Consider the following 18842-nt stretch of genomic DNA (forward strand, 5'->3'; position numbering starts at 1 on the left):
GCGGGGCTACCGGAGTTCGAGCAACGCGGCGCTGACATCGTGCAGCGCCGCGTCGACACCGGCGCGGGTGCGCAGGCTGGGGATGAGCGCGATGTCGTTCATCGTGGTCTGCGCGGCCTGCACCCGGATGCGGGTGGTCAGCGGATCCCAGTCCGGGTGCACCTGGACGGCGAGGTGCACCCATTCATCGATGTAGGTGTACTGGGTGGATCGGGCGCGCTGGCGATCGGCGTCGGGCAGGTGCGCGGTCTCCGACACCAGCAGTTGGATCAGATCCGGGTTCTCCAGGACGAATCCGCTGTAGCTGTCGATCAGGCGGTGCAGGCCGTCGCGGGCGTCGGCGGCGCGGGCGAAGACCCGGTTCATCTCCATCCGCAGCCATTCGTCGCCCCGGTACATGACGGCGGCGAGGATGTCGGACTTCGCGGCGAAATGGTTGTACAGGCTCGGGCCCGCGATTCCGACGCTCGCGCCGATATCGTCCATGCTCACCCCCGCGAATCCGTCCCGGGCGAACAGCCTGGTGGCCTCGGCCAGGATCACCTCGCGCCGCGACTGTGTGGGCAGGCCCGCGGCCGCCCCGACCGCGCCGGCTTCCGACGGCGGGGCGGGCAGGGTGATCGGGGCGTCGACGACCCGGGTGACCAGATCCGCGAGGACGGCGGCGAATCCCGGTTCCGGCAGCGAGAGACTGTGGAACGAGACGCTCGTGGCGGTCGCCAGCGCGCACCAGGGCAGCAGCCCCGCCTCCGCGCCGCCGAGTCCCGGTCTGCGCAGGCGGATCAGCACCGTCAACCGCGCGCCGATGCGTTTGGTGACCTCGCGCAGTTCGGCTCGCTGCTCCGCGGGCAGGTGGCGGGCCTCGCGCTGCCACAGCACGCCGACCCTGCGGTGTTCCAGCGACACCGCGGCCAGACGTTCGGCGACGTCGTCGGGGGTGGCCTCGGCCAGCACCTGCTCCAATGTGCGCATCGCGTCATCGACGACGGTGACGAGCAGATCCTGTTTGCCGCGGAAATGCCGGTACAGCGCCGACGGCCCGATCGCCACCGCCTCGGCCACTTCGCCCATCCCGACCTTGGCATAGCCCTTGCGGTAGAACAGGTCCTCGGCGGCGCGCACGATCAGCTGCCTTCTGTTCGCCGGGCGGGTCCCGCGTGCCGGGCCACGTGTGGCCCGGCTTTCCGTGCTCGCCATCTCCTCCTCCGATCCTCGCCCGGCAGCGAGCGATCATTCCAGATGTCGAGGTCGTACCACGGACGAGTTCCAGCGCGCCTCGGCCGTATCGCGCCGAGACCCCTTCGCGCCCCGCCGCGCCGTTCTTATCAACAATGACTATTACATATTCACTTAAGGGTCGATGAGGTGCCAACTCGGATAAAGCGAAGGCATATATTGACTTGATCTCGTGGAAAGCGTGGCGAAGTACGTACTCGCCAACGATCTAGTGACCGCTGTTACACTATGGACCGTTCACTTCAGCGGCGACGGCACGACCGGCCGCAGCCCGCGATCCGTCACACCGCGCTACGTCACGACACGAAGGAATTCGCCGATGTACCTCACCCAGGGCCTGCACCGCGCCGTGCAACAGAATCCCGACGGCATCATGACGATCTACGGCGAGCGGTCGACGACCTTCCGGCAGGCGGCCGATCGGGTGGCGCGACTGGCGGGCGGATTGCGCGGGCTCGGCGTCCGGGAAGGCGACCGGGTCGCGATCCTGGCCCTGAACTCCGACCGCTACAGCGAATACCTGCTCGCCGTGCCGTGGGCCGACGCGGTACTCAATCCGGTGAACATCCGGTGGAGTCCGGCCGAGATCACCTACAGCTTCCAGGATTCCGGCACCAGCGTGCTGTTCATCGATGACGCCTTCGCGCCGATGCTGCCCGCCATCCGCGCCGCCCACGAGGGGCTGACCGCCGTGATCCACTGCGGCGACGGGCCGACGCCGGAAGGCACCCTGTCCTACGAGGCGCTGGTGGCCGAATCCGAGCCGATCGAGGACGCGCGACGCGGCGGCGACCGCCTGGCCGGACTCTTCTACACCGGCGGCACCACCGGATTCCCCAAGGGCGTCATGCTCAGTCACGCGAACCTGTTCGCGTCGACCCTCGGTTCGATCGCCACCGGCTATCTGTTCGGCCCCGACGGCCGGTACCTGCACGCGGCGCCCATGTTCCACCTCGCCGATCTCGCGGGCTGGATCGCGCAGACCGCGCTCGGCGGCACCCACGTGATGATCCCCGCCTTCGATCCGGTCGCCACCATGAAGGTGATCGCCGCCCACCGCATCACCGGTTCGCTGCTGGTGCCGGTGATGATCCAGATGCTGGTCGACCACCCCGAGATCACCGAACACGATCTGTCGAGCGTGGAACAGATCATGTACGGCGCGTCCCCGATCGCGCAGGCGGTGTTGGAACGCGCGATGAAGGTCTTCCCGAACGCCCGGTTCACCCAGGCCTACGGCATGACCGAACTGGCGCCGGTCGCGACGCTGCTCGGACCCGACGACCACCGCGACGGCCTGCTGCGCTCGGCCGGACGCTCGGCCCCGCACGCCGAGGTCCGCATCGTCGATCCCGAGGGCAACGAGGTCGCGCGCGGCGAGGTCGGCCAGATCGCGGTGCGCGGCGATCACGTCATGCTCGGCTACTGGAACCGGCCGGAGGAGACCGCGGCCGCCATCCGCGACGGCTGGATGCACACCGGCGACGGCGGCTACATGGACGAGCAGGGCTATGTCTTCGTGGTCGACCGGATCAAGGACATGATCGTCAGCGGCGGCGAGAACGTCTACTCCGCCGAGGTGGAGAACGCCGTGGCCGCGCATCCGAATGTCGCCGCGTGCGCGGTGATCGGCGTGCCGGACCAGGAATGGGGCGAGCGGGTGCACGCGGTGATCGTCTGCGTTCCCGGCACCACGGTGACCGTCGAGGAGATCCGCGAATACGCCAAGGGGCTCATCGCGGGATACAAGGCCCCGCGCACCATCGAACTGGCCGAGACGCTGCCGGTGTCGGGTGCGGGCAAGATCCTCAAACGCGAACTGCGCAAACAGTATTGGGGTGACGCCGACCGCCAGGTGCACTGACGTCGCTACCGGTCAGGCCGAACGGCCCGCCGCCGACCGCCGGTGCAGTTCGCGCAGGGTCTCGGCGAACTCCGGCACCGGGCCGAGCACCGGAATTCCCGGTGCGACAACGGTGATCGGCAGCGCGTGGAAAGCGGCCCGAGGTGCCTCCGTGTCCGCGAGCCAGTCCGCGAGCTGTGCGGAGGAACCGGCGTAGACGATGCGCCCGAGACCGACCAGCGCGTGCGCGGTCGAACACATCGGGCAGTGCTCGCCGGAGGTGTAGACGGTGGCGGCGGCCCGCTCCGCCGCGCCGAGATGGTCACGCGCCCAGCGGGCCAGCTCGATCTCGGGGTGGCGCAGCGGATCGTTCGCGCTCACCACGCGATTGCGATCCTCGGCCAGCACGATGCCGTCGGCGGCGACGAGCACCGACCCGAACGGGTGATCGCCCGCGTCCACCGCCTCGGCCGCGAGTTCGACGCAGCGGCGCAGATGCCGCAGATCGGACTCGGTGAGTTCGGTCGCCGTACCCCGTCCGGATTCCATCGCACCACTCCGTTCCCGGTCGCATTCGATGACGTGCCGACTGAACAGTTCGACAGTAGCCCGATGGAATCCGGCCCGACCGTTCGACCGACTCGCGTCCTCGGGAACGAGCGGCGGCGGTTCAGAACAGCGTCATCGGTTCGGTCGGGATCGGTTCCGGCAGTGGTTCCAGTTCCGGCAGGCGCGCTCGGACCGCGTCGTGGAACCGGCGGGCCAACGGCAGTGAACTCGCGTTGTCGGGGGTGTGCACGAAAACCGTCGGCGATCTACCCTCACGCAGCCAGGCGGTCACGACGTCCAGCCACGGTTCCCATCCGGCGACCGTGCGATCGGGGTCGTTTCGTCCGTGGTAGCGCACTATCGGGAATTCGGTGAGCGCGCGGGTGCGGCGCGGCACCCTCGGCTTCTTCGACCAGGCCTCCTGCTCGGCCGCGCCGACAGGCAGTCCGTCGAAGAGCACGGTGGTGTCGAAGGTGACCCATTCCGCGTCGACCCGGCCCAGCACCCGCTCCAACTGTTCGGCGACGCGCCGGTCCTCGAAGAACGCCGGATGGCGCACCTCGACGGCCGTCCGGCACGACGACGGCAGGCGGCGCAGGAATCCGGCCAGCGCCCCGAGGTCGTTCGGGCCGAACGAGCCGGGCAGCTGAACCCACCACGCGTGCACCCTCGGACCCAGCGGTATCATCGCGTCGAGGAACGCGCGCAATTCGGCGTCGATCTCGACGAGTCTGCGTTCGTGGGTGATCGGCTTGGGCAGTTTCACCACGAAACGAAAATCCGGATCCGTCTGCGCCGCCCACGATTCCACAGTCCGCCGCGACGGCGTCGCGTAGAAGGTGGTGTTCCCCTCGACCGCGTTGCACGAACCCGCGTAGACGCGCAATGCCTCGGCGGCGGGCAACTGCCCCTCCTGCCAGGCGGCGTGGCGCCACATCGCGCATCCCACGTGAAGCCGCATACAGCGAAACTAGCGCACCGCGAATCCGCGCCTCTACCGGGCGATCATCGGCGCACGGGCTACCGGTGCGGCTTTCCGATCACCGTCATGACGCGGGCCGACAGATCCGGCCACGGCGGACGGCGCAGGAACACCACCAGCATCAGCACGGCACTGACCAGACCGATCAATTCACCGAACAGTGCGATACGGGTGCCGTCGTCGGCGGATTTCCACGTCACCTCGCCGTCGTGGACGACGAAGACGCCGACGGGGGTCGCGGTCTGGTGAACCGCGCCCTCCGCTTTTCGTTTCGCGCGGATCCGCGAGACGGTGACGATCGTCGTCCCGTCTTCGGTCTCGTACGGCTCACCGAACACCCGCGTACCGCCGTCCCTGTCGAACTGTTCCATGAGCTGGCGCAATGCCACAGATCCCCCTCGATGTCGAAGTAGCTCTCCGATACTGGCACGGGTCGTGGCCCATCGCGAGCGGACCTCACACCTCGTCACCGCCCGCGCCGCCCGCCGCGGCGGGCGCGGGGAAGGTCACGGGGTCGACGTCGGCGAGCGGACGACGGCGCAGCAGGAGTAGACCGCACGCGGCGCCGACGGTGATCAGTATCGCCGCGAGCCCCGGCACCGAATTGTCCATCACCACCCCGGGGTCGGTGGTGAAGATCCGGCCGCGCATCGCGATCACGACGCCGGGAACGAACAGGACCGCGATGCTGAGCATCACGCTCGAACTCTGGCCGGGCAGCGCCGCGCCGAAGCTGTATCCGGTCAGCAGCGAGAGAACGAGCGTCCCGACGATCGCCGCGCCCGGCACCGACGTATGCGGACCCGCGGCGACCGCGACGAATATCGACAGCGCCAACAGCCCGGCCATCGCCGCGACCGGAGACGGCCGTGCCATTCCGCACCACAATCCGAGCGCCATACTGGCGATGAGCAGCGGCACCAGCCATTCGGCCAGCGGAATCAGCACGATGGCGCCGCCGATCGCGGAGGTCGCCGAGCAGAGTTGGATCAACACGCCGTCGCGGCCGGGCAGCAACCAACCGACCACGAACGCCTTCACCACGACCAGCACCGAAACCAGCACGAGGTCCGGGGTGTCGTAACCGCTGGTCACCAACCATTCGGACATGACGACCGGCACGCTGACCGCGATGGCGGCGGCCAGGATCGGCCGCATCGGCAATTCGACGCGGATGGTGAGGTATCTGCGGGCCGAGCGGAACCGTCGCGCGCACCAGAGGACGAGCAGGGCGCCCGGCCAGATGAACCACAGTGACGGCGAGGCGATGATCCACCAGGCGATGGGCGCGAACTTCTCGCCACCGGCGTCGTCGACGGGTGACATCGTCAGACCGCCGGCGATGACGCTGGTGAGCGCGCCGAGGATGAACGCCAGCGTCATCGACAGGCGTACCGCCACGGCGGCCGCGGCTCCGCCGAGCACCAGCCCGCCCGCGAGCGAATCGATGAAATTCAGGGTGGTGAGCGGGATCATCTCGGAAAACCTGCGCCCGAGTATGTGATTGGCGAGCAGCACCGCCATCCCGGACAGCGTCGCCACCCACGGGACCAGCAGCGATTCGGTGGTGCTCGTGAACACCGTGACGACCACGGCGACCAGACAGCCGACGGCGACGGCACGCGGGAGACTGGTCGCCAGCAACTCCATCTCGAGTGTCGCCGCGCCACGCGCCCACGACAGCGAGATCGGTGTCGTGAGCGCCATTCCACCGATCACGGCGCACACGAATGCGGTGATCACCTCGGTCAGCCTTGCGGCGCTACGCACCTTCTCAACTTATCGGACCAGCGGCGGACGACATAAGGTTTACGCAGCAAAACGGCTATTTTCATCATGGAGACCACTCGGCGTCGCGCCCCCGCCCGACGGTCGGACCCACGCGGGTTCCGCCATGCGAATCGTCGCGCGCGGGCATCCCACACCCCGCGAGAGCGCACGCGATCGGAGGCACCGTTCACCCACGGAAACGGCTATGCGAATATCGATCAGCACACTCACAGCTATCACACGGGGGATGTCGTGGACGCGGACTCGCATCGAATACGCGATGGCGCCGTCGCGGGCGATCCATCGACGGTGGGCATCGGGATTCCAGCACCGGACCCACCCTCACGAGCATCGACACCGCGAAACCGACGGCGCCCGAGACATTTCCGAAGCGAAGCGAATTGCGATGTCGGCGAACGTCTTTCGGTAGACGATCGGCCCGCACCCGAACTCGGGACGCTACACTCATTTACAGGTCGGATCTCCTATCAAATAATCGACACGACACATGCGGGATTTCGTAGCCGGGAACAGCGCACTCGGCTACCGGAAAAAGTTGGGAGGCAAGGGGATTCACTATCGCAGCAGCACAGCCGACACCGTGCCGACCGGAGACCGTCACCGGAGGCACAGGATGATCGAGGGTTCGCACGGGTCCGACAGCGGGAGCACGGCCGATCATCGCGACCTCCCCGTCCCCGACGCACCGGCGAGCCGCCTGCCGCCCAATCGCATGTGGACCGTCTCCGCGGTGGTCGTCGAGGGTGACGATCTCGCGCCACGGCACGGCGTCGTCGCAGCGGCCGATCTCGGGGACGCCGCCGAACAACTCTGCGAATACCTGCCGGAGACCCGGCCCGACGACGGTGACTACTACCTCGTCGCCAGGGAGGTACCCCTGATGGCGCGCGGCGGCCCCCGCAGCGGCGGACAGGTCCCGCGCCGCACCTGGGTCAGCCCCATCCGACGCGACGACGACACCGGCCAGACCACCTACGGCCGTTGGACCGTCGCCGATGAACATCCGCATTTCCGCGGGCACGGCCCCGGCTACCTGAACTGAGGTCGGCACAAGGTCAGGCGCCGCGCCTGGTCCGGTGTTCGGCCACGTGCACGCGCGTGGAACAGCGCGTCGAGCAGAACCGGCGGCGGCCGTTGCGCGAGGTGTCGACGAAGACGAATGCGCAGTCCGGCCTCGCGCAGCGCCCGATACGGGCGGGATCCTCGCAGAACAGCGTCGCCAGCCCCGCCGCCGTGTATGCCTTGACCCGTTCGTCGGTCGGCGCGTCCTCGCGCGCGTAGTGCAGATGCGGCGCGCGGCCGTCGTGGGTGGAGATGTACGGGACACCCGCCGTCGCGGCCAGTAATTCGTTCAGCACGTCGACGCCGGGAGCGGTGAAGACCGCGTCGAGCCGCACGATCCACCCGCGCAACTCGGCGACCTGGTCCGCGTCGAGTGTCCCGACCGGTTTGTACCCGGCGTCGCGGAGCAAGTCGGCGAGATCGCGTTCGGGTTCCGCGTTGACCAGCAGCACCGCCAGTTCCGCCGCCGCGCCGCCGTAAGGGTTGAAATGCATTGAGCCATTACATCAGGCTGGTCCCGTGATCGCTACCTGCCCCGCGTGCGCCTGGCCCTCCCCCGCTCCCCTGTCCTCGCACGGTCGCGTGCAGTACGCGAGATGCGTGTGCGGACAGTGGCTGATCAGCGAATCCGGGCATGTGATCGCGACGGCGGGAGCGAGTGCGTTCGCCGAGGACCCGGCGAGGCCGGATACGGCGCGGACACGGTGACCCGAGCAGTCGCCGACGGTGTTCGCCGGATCGAGCGCTTCGGTCAGATCGCGTGGCGGGGGCGGCGCGAGGAACGGCCCGCCGCGCCCGGTTTGTTCCGGTACATGGCCGTGTCGACCGCGTGCATCAGCGCGTCGACCGCGGTGGGCCGGTCCTCGACGAAAACCGTGCCGATACTCGCGCCGACCACGACCGGATAACCCGCGACGTCCAGCGGCGCGGCGAGCGTGCGGTGCAGTCGCGCGGCGACCGAGGACAGATACTCCTCGCTGTCGCAGTTCTCCACGAGCACGATGAACTCGTCGCCACCCACCCGCGCCGCCAGCCCGCCCATCGATTCGACGGCGGCGCGCAGTCGCTGGGCGACATCGCGCAGTACCCGGTCACCGACGGTATGACCCCATTCGTCGTTGACCGCCTTGAACCCGTCGAGATCCAGGTAGCAGACGCCGAGCGGCGGTGTCGCGCCCGCCAGTCGATCGAAGAACTGCACCCGATTCGGCAGACCGGTGAGACTGTCGTGATTGGCGTCGTGCCACAGCCGGTCGGCGAGTTGTTTGCGTTCGGTGACATCGACGGCGACACCGGTCAGGAATTGGATATCGCCGGTCCGATCGCGAACCGCCGACATCGACAGGTCGATATAGGCGAGCGCGCCGTCGGGCCTGCGATGCTCGGTCTCCATCCGGAAACGCTCGGTCTCGCCCGCGAGCATGCGCTGCAATTGCGCGAAGGCGTGTCCGATATTGGCGGGCCCGAGCAGTTCGGCCACCGAACGCCCCGGCATGACCTCGGCGGGAATGCCGAGCATCTCACCGAAGGCCGCGTTGACGTCGAGCACTTCGCCCCGGATGTTGAGGATGCCGATGCCGACCGACGCCCCGGCGAAAACCGCCTGGAATCTGGCCTCGGAGAGCTGACGCCGCGCCTCGGCCTCCTGCGCCGCGGCGAGCACCGCGCTCAGCGTCCGCTCCTGCTCGCCCAGCGCAGCCGAGCGCAGGGCCCCGGTGAAACCGGTGGCGAATTCGGCCGCCACCAGCACCGAACGATTGCGCACCGTGGGATAGCCAGGATCGGAGCGGTCGGGGCAGACGGCGTCGACCATGTCGCGGCAGATCACCAGCACCGACCGTCCGACCGCGATGGGGTCGCGGTAGTTCGCCGCGACGAGGGCCGAGGCGGCGCTGTGGGCGACCCGCAGATCCGCGGTGCCGCGCACCGCGCTGATCAGGGCTTCCCCCTGTTCGGCCAGCAGATCTTCGATCTGGGTCCTGGTGAGCGTAGGAGCCACCACGCCGTCGAGCGCGTCCGCCCAGCGGATTGCCACTTCGTTCAGACCCACTGTCAACCCCTGCCGCTGCCGCGGTCAGCCTTTCCGGCCGACGCCGGCGAGGCCGAGCGAGCGTCCCGGGGCCTCGTGGCGGTCGCGCTCGGATTCGGGTCGCCAGAGCGGGAGTTCGACCACCCCCGGCTCGATCGGATCCCAGCCCGCGAACATGGCCTCGATACCGGCGCGCGGCCGGAAGTGGATGCCGATCTTGCTTCCCGACGCGGTATTCGCGCCGAGCAGGGCGGCGTCCTCCGGTCGCTGTTCGGAGGTCAGATGCGAGATCGCCACGTAACTGCCCGGCACGACCGCCTCGCGCAACCGTCCGACCTTCTCGACCGGAAGATCCTCGTCGGAGAGCAGATGCAGGACCGCGATCAGCAGCACACCGACCGGCTGGTCGAAGTCGATCAGCCCGGTTTCGTCGACCGCCGTGAGCAGTTCGTCCGGCTTGCGCAGATCCGCCTCGATCGCGCCCGCCAGTGCGTTCGTGTCCAGGATCGCCTTCGAGTGCGCGACCGCGACGGGGTCGATATCGACGTAGAGCACGGTGATGTCGGGGTTGATCCCCTGCGCGATCTCGTGCACGTTGCCCGCGGTGGGAATCCCGGAACCGATGTCGAGGAACTGCGTGATCCCCGCGTCGGCGAGGAATCGCACCGCGCGGCGCAGAAACGCCCGATTGCTCAGTGCCAGCCGAGGTAGGTCCGGGACCAACTGTTTTCCGCTCTCGGCGGCCATGCGGTCGACCTCGAAGTTGTGGGAGCCGCCGAGTAGCGCGTCATACATTCGCGCCGGACTCACGCGCTGCATATCCACGCCCTCCGGTGCCCACGCAGGCCTGTCCATCCGAACCCCTCTGCCTAGCCGCTGCGGCCGCCCGTACGGCCGACCAGCACCATCGCGGCCGTGCGGCGAACCGACCAGCCGGATGGTGCTGTCCGAATACTAATCGCGACGATGAATCCCGGTGCATCGCACTTGATCACGTTTGGGCAGCGGTCAGCCGGTCAAACCAACGGGTCCGGGGCGTATTCGATTCGGCCGATAAGATGCAGACATGCGCATGTCTGCACAATCGGTTAGGCTGTCCGAAGTCAACGCGTAACGAGAGGGCACAGGATCATGGGAGATCAGTGCGTGTCGCCGGATCAGTCCGCCGGAACAGCTCCGGCGCGGACCGCCGGGCCCGCTGTCGAGCAGCACGCCCGTGATCAGGGCCACGGCCATGATCACAGCCACGGCGAGGGACACGGTCACGATCACGGCGTGTCCGCCGATTCCGATCCGCGCTGGCTCTCGATCGCCCTGGCGCTCATCGTCAGCTTCATGGCCGCCGAAGTGGTCGTCGGGGTCATCGCCGATTCCCTCGCGCTGATCTCCGACGCCGCGCACATGCTCACCGACGCCGCGTCGATCGTGCTCGCGCTCATCGCCATCCGGCTCGCCAAGCGCCCCGCGCGGGGCCAGTACACCTACGGGTTCAAACGCGCCGAGATCCTGTCCGCCCAGGCGAACGGCATCACCCTGCTGTTGCTCGCGGGCTGGTTCGTCTACGAGGGCGTATCCAGGCTGATCGATCCGCCCGACGTCGAGGGCCCGTTGGTGCTCGCGACCGCGCTCGTCGGCATCGCCGTCAATATCGCCGCCGCGTGGAGTATCAGCCGTGCCAACCGGACCAGCCTCAATGTCGAAGGCGCTTTCCAGCACATCCTCAACGATCTCTACGCGTTCATCGGCACCGCCATCGCGGGTACCGTGGTGTGGCTGGCCGGTTATCCCCGCGCCGACGCCATCGCCGCGCTCGTCGTCGCCGCCCTCATGGTGAAGGCGGGCTGGTCGCTGGTGCGCGAATCGGGTCGCATCTTCCTCGAAGCCGCGCCCGCCCACCTCAACCCGGACGATATCGGCGCCCGCGTCGTCGGCATCGAGGATGTCGTCGAGGTCCACGACCTGCACGTCTGGCTGATCACCTCCGGCCAGCCCTCCCTGTCGGCCCACATCCTGGTGACCGACGGCGCGGACTGCCACGCCGTGCGATCGACCATCGAACGCGCACTCGACAGCGAATTCGGCTTGGCGCACACCACCTTGCAGGTCGATCACGTGGGAGATGTGGACCGGCCGTACGCCGAAGGGCACTGCGTGGACGCGCACGGTCCGGTGCACCGCGCCTGAGGGTGACTCCGCCGGGCACAACCGCCGGGTTACCGGCGACGGGCAGATCCGTGCCCCACCTCACGTCGCCAGAAGCACTCCCTCCATCTCGAGCAGGCGCTGCTTGCGCGCCAACCCACCCGCGTAGCCGGTGAGCGATCCGTTCGCGCCGATCACTCGATGGCAGGGCCGGATTATCGAGACCGGGTTGGCCCCGATCGCGGACGCGACCGCGCGTACTCGTTCGCGCGGCATACCCGCGCGGGTGGTGACCTCGCCGTAGGTGACCGTGGTTCCGTACGGGATGGTGTCGAGCACCGACCAGACCCGTCGCTGGAATTCGCTTCCGCCAGCGCCGCGTTCGATGTCGAACGCGGTGGCGGCACCGGTGAAGTACGCGTGCAGCTGTGCGGCGATATCGGCGAAGGCCGGGCGGTCCTCGACCCAGTCCGCGCGCGGTCGCGTTTCGCCACGCTGTCCGGCCATCGTCAACGAGGTGAGCGCGGGGCCGCGCGTGGACGGCGCGCCTACCAGCAGTAATTCGCCCAGTGGGCTGTCGACCGTCGCGTACATGGTCACGGCCTTCTCCTTCCGCTCGCGTGTGTTCCTCCCAATCTGCCGTAGGCGACAAGGAAGAACCGGCGGGAAAAAGACATGACGATCCGCCCGCGACGCGCCGACTTGACCTTCGAGTTACCTGAAGGCCCATGCTGGGGCGATGACGGACGGCGCGGCGAACGAGTTGATCACCATCGGTGCGATGGCGCGGGCCAGCGGGCTGACGGCGAGCGCGCTGCGCTTCTACGACGACGGCGGCCTGTTGGTTCCCGCCCACGTCGACGCGACGACCGGGTACCGCTACTACGCGCGCGGTCAGACCGAACGGGCCGCGCTGATCCGCCGGTTGCGCGGGGTCGGCGTGCCGCTCGACGCGATCGCCGCGATCCTGGCGGGTGATCCGCGCGAGGCGAAACGTCTGCTCGACGACCATGTCCGCGAACTCGCCGAGCGGGCACGGGAGGCGGCGCGGGTGGCCGACGCGGTACAGCGGATTCTCGGATCGGACCGGTCCGGCGCGGTGCCGCTGTCCGGACCGACGCTGGCCCACGCGATCGCGCAGGTGGCGGGTGCGGCCGCACGCGAGGATGCCATCCCCGTGCTCACGGGCGTTTTCCTCGAGGTGTCCCCGAACGCGGTGACGCTCACCGCGACCGACCGCTACCGGTTGTCCAGCAGGAGCCTGGTTCCCGACCGGCACGGCGGCGACTGCTGGTCGGCGGTGGTCGCGGCGTCGGAGCTGGCCCGGCTCGACAACTGGCTGCGGCGCGTCGACGAGGTCGCCGTGTCGCGCGCCGACCGGGCATTGATCCTGCGCGGCGATGACACCGAACAACGATGCGCGACCATCGAGGAGAACTTTCCCGACTACCGCGCGATGCTGGCCGACCTCGCCCCGGTGACGACCAGGATCCTCGTGGACCGAGCCGCCCTGCTCGGCGTGCTCGACACCGCCGCCGATCCGCTGATCTGCGCGACGTCCGAGACGACTCTGACGGTGTCGACACCGGATGGAACGGCGCACGATATTCCGGCGTCGGGAACCGGTCCGCGCGTCGATATCGCGTTCACGGCGGCGACGCTGCGACCGGCTGTCGAAACCGCGCTCGGCCCCGACATCATGCTCGACCTCGCCGCCCCCGATCAGCCCGTCGTCATCCGCTCGGCGACCGACGGCGATCTGACCACCCTCGTCATGCCACGGGCCCTGCCCGCTCCCACCGAAACAGAGGACGACCGTTGACATCCACCGACACCACCATGAACGCCATCACCGAGGCCGTCACGCTCGGCCGCACCGGACAACGCGAGGCGGCCCGTGCCGCGCTCGGCGAGATCTGGATATCGCTCGGCCCGTCCGGCGATCCGCTGCACCGGTGCACCCTCGCGCACTATCTCGCCGATCTCCAGGACGACGCGGCGCAGGCGCTGGCCTGGGATATCCGGGCCGTCGACGCCGCGCACGCGCTCACCGACGAGCGTGCGCGACACCATGATCCGAACCTCGACGTCCGCGGTTTCTACCCGTCGCTGCACCTGAACCTGGCCGACAACTATCGCCGCCTCGGCTCCTTCGACGCCGCGCGGCGCGAGATCGACGCGGCCCGCACCCACCTGCACGCCCTCGCCGACGACGGCTACGGGGCGATGATCCGCACCGCGGTGGACGAGGTCGCGGCGGCGATCGTCGCGCGCGACACGACCGTGCGCGCCACCGCGCCATAGCGCGGTCCCCTCGCTGGTGCGGTAGCGGCGACCGCGAAAAGTCATTCGCGCAGTTGGCATTCCGCCCGGCTAACCGGGCAGCAGCGGCACCGGGCTCGGCTCGTGCACCGTCACGAGGACGACCAGATCACCGTCGAGAGCCTCACCGCGGACCAGTTTCCGGACGAATCGCACCAGCGGAATTCGCCACCGATACTTCATCTCGAGTTCCGACTGCACGTACGGGACGAGGGTGCCGGCGGTCACGAGCTGGGCTTCGCCCTGGAGCTGGTGGGTGCCGAGGGCGGGGTTGCCGCGCCAATCGCCCTGCTGCACGAGCACCCGGTTGTCGTGGGCGAATTGATCGGCCTCGGGCGAGAGCGAGGCGACGCCGAACGCGAGTTGCTTCTCCCCGATCGGCACCACCAGGCGCGGGACGGTCACCATCTCCCTGGGACCGGTCGACCGCGCCACCAGCACGGTTTTCGCGTCCCGCCACGGCGTCGCGATGCCGGCATGCGCACGGCGGGCCGGTACGGGAGGCGGGCAGATATCCGGGCGCGCGATCTGTTCGCGGCCTACTGGTACGTCGATCAGGGTGTCTGTCATCGCGTTCGATCCTTCCGGTGACGAAATCGGTGCGGGTACGACGAATCGGACGATCGATCGGCCCCGTCGCCGACACCCGCGTTCGCTCACCCGGTCGACCCGACCGACCGCCGTCGCCGACCCCTTCCGGCGAACGCGAAACCCGCGATCCCCCATGGATTCACCGCATACGCGTACTCGCGGAGCCATACCCGGATACGGCGACGCCAATCACGGTCGACCACATTCGGAGGTGGACCACGTTCCGTGAACAGCGAACGCGGTGGTCTGTCCGTCGCCCCGTCACACCCAGGTAGTGCCCTACTCGTGACGCTCACCTGTTCGGCTCGAAGACTGGATTCCGCCTCAGACCACACGAAGCCCCGGGAGTAGCCGTGACAGACCAGCGTGTATCCACCGACGCGATCACCCGACAGCACAGCGCACTGATCGAGGAATTCCGGGCCCTGCTCGAGAAATACCCCGACTCGGCCGAACACTTCGCCCTCGCCTACCTCCCCGCCGACCACCGCGACCCCTCCGCCCCCATCACGATCGGCATCACACAGCCGGTCTTCGAATGCACGAAGATCGAACCGGGCCTGGTCATGTGCGAACGCGTGGACGAGCAGTAGCGCGCGCGGATCCGGTCCACCGCCGACGGGCATGGTGGACAAGTCGCGGCCGCGAACAGGATGATCGGGGGATGAGTGGACGCGTCCCCAGCAAATGGGAGGAGATGACTGCCGCGGATCCGGCGCATTCGTCGTGGTACGTGGATCGGTTCCGGTCCCTGGCGGCGCGGGGGCAGGACATCGTCGGGGAGGCGCGGCTGATCGACGCAATGCTCGCGCGCGGCAGCAGGGTGCTCGACGCGGGGTGCGGGGCGGGACGGCTGGGCGGATATCTGCACGGGGCCGGACATACCGTGGTCGGCGTCGATGTCGATCCGGTGCTGATCGCGGCCGCCGAACAGGACCATCCCGGGCCGACCTGGCTGGTCGGCGATCTCGCCGAATTGGATCTGCCCGCTCGCGGGGTCGACGCCGATTTCGATGTCGTCGTGTGCGCGGGCAATGTGATGACCTTTCTCGCCCCGTCCACACGCGAGGCGGTGCTGGCCGGTTTCGCGCGTCATCTCGGCCCGACGGGCCGGGCGGTGGTCGGCTTCGGCGCCGATCGCGGCTACGAGTTCCCGCGGTTCATCAGCGATGCCGCGACGGCGGGCCTGACCCCGGATCTGCGACTGTCGACCTGGGATCTGCGCCCGTTCGACGACGATTCCGACTTCCTGGTCGCGGTGTTCTCGCGCGCGAACTGACGCGGATCGGACCGGCTGTGGGCCTCGCCCGAACCTACCGATCGCCGGTCAGGTATCCCACGAGTTCGCCCATCGTCCGATCGCTCGGCGCGTAGGGCTGATAGAAGCAGACCCGGTCCGAGATCCCGCCGACGCGGTCGCGGATATCGGCGGCGACCTGCGCGGGTTTGCCGCGCGCGGCGATGGTCTCGAGGATGTCGTCGTCGATGAGGCGGGCCATGTCCTGCCAGCGTCCGCGTTTGGACAGCGCGTTCAGATCCGTTTGCAGATCACCCCAGCCGTGCAGTTCGAGCACCGGGCGGTAGGCCGGGGTCGAACCGTAGAAGCCGAGCAGTTTGCGCGTCGCCGCGTCGGCGGCCGCCTGCTCCTCGTCGGTATCGCCGACCGCCACGATGACTTCGGGCAGGATCGTGAACGTCCTCGGGTCGCGACCGCCGACGGCGAGTCCTTCCCATACCGCGGGCAACACCCGCTCACGCAGGTAGCGCGCGGAATTGAACGGCATCACCAGGAGCCCGTCGGCCACCTCGGCGGCCGTTCTGGTCATCCTCGGGCCCAGCGCGCCGACGAAGATCGGCGGCGGGCCGAACGGATTCGGTCCGGGGTTGAAGGTCGGCGTCATCAGGGTGTGGCGGTAGTACTCCCCGCGAAAATCCAGCCTGGTGCCGGTGTTCCAGCAGTCGAAGATCGCCCGCACCGCGGCGACCAGTTCCCCCATCCGCGCGGTCGGACGCCCGAATTCGACGCCGAACCGCTTCTCGATCTGCGGCCGGATCTGGGTGCCGAGCCCGAGCGTGAACCGGCCCGAACTCAGCAGTTGCAGATCGTTGGCCTGGTGCGCGAGGTGGATCGGGTTGCGCGGGAACGCGATGGCGACATTGGTCAGCAGATCCATGTCGCCGACGGTGGAGGCCAGCGTCAGGGGCGCGAAGACGTCGTGCGGGCCCTCGAAGGTGAACACCCCGCTGACGCCCATCTCGCGCAGGGCCGCGGTGCGCTCGACCGCGTTCACCGGTCCGTAGATCGCCGTGTAGACCTTCATTCGGCCGGTCCGTGTGGTCGCATCAGCCATCCCATCATTACCGAGGCCACAGGAGTATCCATCGGAATGTCACGGCGGGCAAACGGAACGGCCGCGTGCCCGAGGCGGTCACACAGACGAAAACCGCGCCGTCGGAGGCCGGGGAAGCGGCCGCCGACGGCGCGAGATCGGGAGGTCAGACCGTATTCGGATGCCAGGTCGATACGGCCCAGATCACCACGATGCTCAAGGCGATGATCAGGATCGACCACCACGGGTAGTACGGCAGGGACAGGAAGTTGGCGATGATCGTCAAGGCCGCGATCACGATGGCGGCGACCTTGCCCCACGTGCTTCCGGTCATCAGGCCGATGGCGCTGATCACGAGGACGGCGCCGAGGACGATATGGATCCAGCCCCAGCCCGTGGTGTCGAACTGATAGATGTATTCGGGCCCGACGACGAAGAGTTCGTCATTCGCGACCGCCGAGATGCCCTCGAAGATCTGTAGAACACCGAGGGTGAGCAACAGGATCGCGGCGCCGATGGAGGTGCCCGCCGCGATTCCCTGTTTGACCGGGCTCTCGCCGGTCTGGTGTTTCGGAGTCGTCATGATCATCCCTTCCGCGAAGAAGAACCTGGATCGATCTCACCAAGTCGGTGCCCCCGGTTTCCTCACCCGCTACGGGTGATCGGGCTCCGGTGGCGGCTCGACGCGCCCGGCGTCGGTCGGCGCTTTGTCACTGATCAGTGTGTTCATCCACCGGGTGGTCGGATCGATATCGAGTAGCAGCGCCTTCACCAGCAGCGTCAGCGGCACCGCGAGCAGCGCCCCGAGCGCCCCGATCACCCAGGTCCAGAAGACCAGCGAGACGAAGGTGACGGTGACGCTGAGTCCGACGGCGTCACCGACGAATTTGGGCTGGATGATCGACTGGATGACGAAATTGATCACGCTGTAGAGCACGATCACCCAGATCATCAGGGCGGGACCGCTGTCGAGTAGCGCCAGCAACGCGGGCGGGACGAGTCCGATGACGAAGCCGATATTGGGGATGTAGTTGGTGATGAACGACAACAACCCCCACAGCACCGGCAGCGGTACGCCCATCAGCCACAGCGCCCCGCCGTCGAGCACCGCGACAATCAGACCGAAAACCGTCGACACGACCAGATATTTCCGGGTGCCGACGGCGAAGGACTCGATGGCGTAGGCGATTTCCGGACGTTGCGCGGCGATGACGTCGAGTTTCGTACCGATAGTCATGCCGTCGAAAGCCATGAACAGCAGCAGCGCCAGGATGAAGAACAGGCTGGAGAAGATCCCGAGCAGCCCGCTCAGCGCCGACTCCAGCGCGCCGACGAGTTTGCCCACGTCGAGTTCGCTGAGCAGGTTGTGGATCTGTTCACTGTTCACCCCGAATCCGGCCAGCAGCTCGCGCACGTTCGCCAGCACGTCGTCGAGTCGGTCGGTGTACTGCGGCAATTCGGTGGCCAATTGCGCGACCGAGACGATCAGCAGGCCGACCATGCCGAGCACGATCACCATGACCGCGACGAACGCGAGGGCCATACCGACCAGCGCGTGCCGTCCGCGCCGCTGGGCCCAGGTCTGGATCGGCTGCACGGCGACGGTCAGCATGAGCGCCAGGAACACCGGTCCGAGCAGACCGGCGGCGGCCTTCATGCCACCGACGGCGACCACCCCGCCCGCCGCGGCGAGCAGGACGATCAGTCCTCTCGGGATCGCCCAGTCGGTCGGCGTCGGCGCGGGCGCCGACCTGATCGGGCGCGACCCCTTCTCCCGCGGTGACATCGACCCTCTTCTCTTCCGCCCCGATCGGCACGGTAAGACACGGGCTCCGGTCCGCGACTCACCCATTACGGATGAGTCGCTATATCTTTGCTACGAGCAAAAAGTGCTGTTCGGTCGGTATGCTCGGCTGGTCGGAACGGCCGGCGGTTGATGAGGCAGCACCGTCCCAGGAGGCTAGG

The 18842-nt window shown here is 68.2% G+C and carries 20 protein-coding genes; 7 read left to right on the forward strand and 13 right to left on the reverse strand.

Translation table 11 applies throughout. The features are described from left to right. Nucleotides 1–6: 6 nt before the first annotated feature. On the reverse strand, nucleotides 7–1197 hold the full coding sequence (locus DAT37_RS04570) for a TetR/AcrR family transcriptional regulator (RefSeq protein ID WP_109523420.1): 1191 nt from the start codon (nucleotides 1195–1197) through the stop codon (nucleotides 7–9). A gap of 358 nt (nucleotides 1198–1555) precedes the next feature. Between DAT37_RS04570 and DAT37_RS04575 the strand changes: the two genes are divergently transcribed. After that, nucleotides 1556–3100, forward strand: a complete 1545-nt coding sequence (locus DAT37_RS04575; RefSeq protein WP_109523421.1) for an acyl-CoA synthetase — start codon at nucleotides 1556–1558, stop codon at nucleotides 3098–3100. Nucleotides 3101–3112: 12 nt separating this feature from the next. Here the strand turns inward: DAT37_RS04575 and DAT37_RS04580 are convergent, their stop codons facing one another. The 4 genes from DAT37_RS04580 to DAT37_RS04595 form a co-directional block, all read right to left on the reverse strand. Then, nucleotides 3113–3628 carry a nucleoside deaminase gene (locus DAT37_RS04580; RefSeq protein WP_109523422.1) on the reverse strand — a complete coding sequence of 172 codons (516 nt, stop codon included), beginning with the start codon at nucleotides 3626–3628 and terminating at the stop codon, nucleotides 3113–3115. Nucleotides 3629–3749: 121 nt separating this feature from the next. Next, on the reverse strand, nucleotides 3750–4589 hold the full coding sequence (locus DAT37_RS04585) for a DUF72 domain-containing protein (RefSeq protein ID WP_109523423.1): 840 nt from the start codon (nucleotides 4587–4589) through the stop codon (nucleotides 3750–3752). Nucleotides 4590–4648: 59 nt separating this feature from the next. Further along, nucleotides 4649–4999, reverse strand: a complete 351-nt coding sequence (locus DAT37_RS04590; protein WP_232839516.1) for a hypothetical protein — start codon at nucleotides 4997–4999, stop codon at nucleotides 4649–4651. 67 nt (nucleotides 5000–5066) lie between these two features. After that, nucleotides 5067–6380, reverse strand: a complete 1314-nt coding sequence (locus tag DAT37_RS04595; RefSeq protein WP_109523425.1) for a hypothetical protein — start codon at nucleotides 6378–6380, stop codon at nucleotides 5067–5069. A 634-nt stretch (nucleotides 6381–7014) separates the two neighbouring features. Between DAT37_RS04595 and DAT37_RS04600 the strand changes: the two genes are divergently transcribed. Further along, on the forward strand, nucleotides 7015–7443 hold the full coding sequence (locus tag DAT37_RS04600; protein ID WP_157978277.1) for a hypothetical protein: 429 nt from the start codon (nucleotides 7015–7017) through the stop codon (nucleotides 7441–7443). 13 nt (nucleotides 7444–7456) lie between these two features. On the opposite strand, the gene DAT37_RS04605 is transcribed toward DAT37_RS04600, so the two are convergent. From DAT37_RS04605 to DAT37_RS04620, 3 genes are all read right to left on the reverse strand, one after another. Continuing rightward, nucleotides 7457–7957, reverse strand: a complete 501-nt coding sequence (locus DAT37_RS04605; protein ID WP_109523427.1) for a CGNR zinc finger domain-containing protein — start codon at nucleotides 7955–7957, stop codon at nucleotides 7457–7459. Between the two features lie 257 nt (nucleotides 7958–8214). Next, nucleotides 8215–9513, reverse strand: a complete 1299-nt coding sequence (locus DAT37_RS04615) for a sensor domain-containing diguanylate cyclase (protein WP_109523429.1) — start codon at nucleotides 9511–9513, stop codon at nucleotides 8215–8217. Between the two features lie 24 nt (nucleotides 9514–9537). Beyond that, a complete protein-coding gene (locus DAT37_RS04620; RefSeq protein ID WP_109523430.1) occupies nucleotides 9538–10347 on the reverse strand; it encodes an SAM-dependent methyltransferase in 810 nt (269 codons plus the stop codon). A gap of 420 nt (nucleotides 10348–10767) precedes the next feature. On the opposite strand from DAT37_RS04620, the gene DAT37_RS04625 reads away from it, so the two are divergent. Continuing rightward, nucleotides 10768–11676 carry a cation diffusion facilitator family transporter gene (locus DAT37_RS04625; protein WP_232839517.1) on the forward strand — a complete coding sequence of 303 codons (909 nt, stop codon included), beginning with the start codon at nucleotides 10768–10770 and terminating at the stop codon, nucleotides 11674–11676. A gap of 60 nt (nucleotides 11677–11736) precedes the next feature. On the opposite strand, the gene DAT37_RS04630 is transcribed toward DAT37_RS04625, so the two are convergent. Next, the gene (locus DAT37_RS04630; RefSeq protein WP_408637364.1) at nucleotides 11737–12228 is read right to left on the reverse strand and encodes a methylated-DNA--[protein]-cysteine S-methyltransferase; all 492 of its coding nucleotides are present in this window, start codon (nucleotides 12226–12228) and stop codon (nucleotides 11737–11739) included. A gap of 145 nt (nucleotides 12229–12373) precedes the next feature. On the opposite strand from DAT37_RS04630, the gene DAT37_RS04635 reads away from it, so the two are divergent. Together DAT37_RS04635 and DAT37_RS04640 are read left to right on the forward strand one after the other, a co-directional pair. Next, complete coding sequence (locus tag DAT37_RS04635; protein ID WP_109523433.1) at nucleotides 12374–13456, forward strand: DNA polymerase III subunit beta family protein; 1083 nt, start codon at nucleotides 12374–12376, stop codon at nucleotides 13454–13456. Continuing rightward, entirely contained in the window at nucleotides 13453–13938 is a 486-nt protein-coding gene (locus DAT37_RS04640; RefSeq protein WP_109523434.1) for a hypothetical protein, read from the forward strand. Before DAT37_RS04635 ends, DAT37_RS04640 begins: the two co-directional genes overlap by 4 nt. 69 nt (nucleotides 13939–14007) lie before the next feature. Here DAT37_RS04640 and DAT37_RS04645 read toward each other — a convergent pair whose 3' ends face one another. Continuing rightward, complete coding sequence (locus DAT37_RS04645; protein ID WP_109523435.1) at nucleotides 14008–14526, reverse strand: hypothetical protein; 519 nt, start codon at nucleotides 14524–14526, stop codon at nucleotides 14008–14010. Nucleotides 14527–14900: 374 nt separating this feature from the next. On the opposite strand from DAT37_RS04645, the gene DAT37_RS04650 reads away from it, so the two are divergent. Together DAT37_RS04650 and DAT37_RS04655 are read left to right on the forward strand one after the other, a co-directional pair. Then, nucleotides 14901–15140, forward strand: coding sequence for a hypothetical protein (locus tag DAT37_RS04650; RefSeq protein WP_109523436.1), 240 nt, complete (start codon nucleotides 14901–14903; stop codon nucleotides 15138–15140). 71 nt (nucleotides 15141–15211) lie between these two features. Then, nucleotides 15212–15826: a class I SAM-dependent methyltransferase gene (locus tag DAT37_RS04655; RefSeq protein WP_109523437.1), complete on the forward strand. Its 615-nt coding sequence runs from the start codon at nucleotides 15212–15214 to the stop codon at nucleotides 15824–15826. A gap of 34 nt (nucleotides 15827–15860) precedes the next feature. Here the strand turns inward: DAT37_RS04655 and DAT37_RS04660 are convergent, their stop codons facing one another. The 3 genes from DAT37_RS04660 to DAT37_RS04670 form a co-directional block, all read right to left on the reverse strand. Beyond that, the gene (locus DAT37_RS04660; protein WP_109523511.1) at nucleotides 15861–16868 is read right to left on the reverse strand and encodes a TIGR03617 family F420-dependent LLM class oxidoreductase; all 1008 of its coding nucleotides are present in this window, start codon (nucleotides 16866–16868) and stop codon (nucleotides 15861–15863) included. A gap of 175 nt (nucleotides 16869–17043) precedes the next feature. Continuing rightward, the gene (locus DAT37_RS04665; RefSeq protein ID WP_408637363.1) at nucleotides 17044–17466 is read right to left on the reverse strand and encodes a DUF7144 family membrane protein; all 423 of its coding nucleotides are present in this window, start codon (nucleotides 17464–17466) and stop codon (nucleotides 17044–17046) included. Between the two features lie 63 nt (nucleotides 17467–17529). Then, nucleotides 17530–18663 (reverse strand): AI-2E family transporter, encoded by a 1134-nt coding sequence (locus DAT37_RS04670; protein WP_109523438.1) that lies wholly within the window; start codon nucleotides 18661–18663, stop codon nucleotides 17530–17532. Nucleotides 18664–18842 lie beyond the last annotated feature (179 nt).

It is taken from the genome of Nocardia aurea (assembly GCF_003123685.1).
GTDB lineage: Bacteria > Actinomycetota > Actinomycetes > Mycobacteriales > Mycobacteriaceae > Nocardia > Nocardia aurea.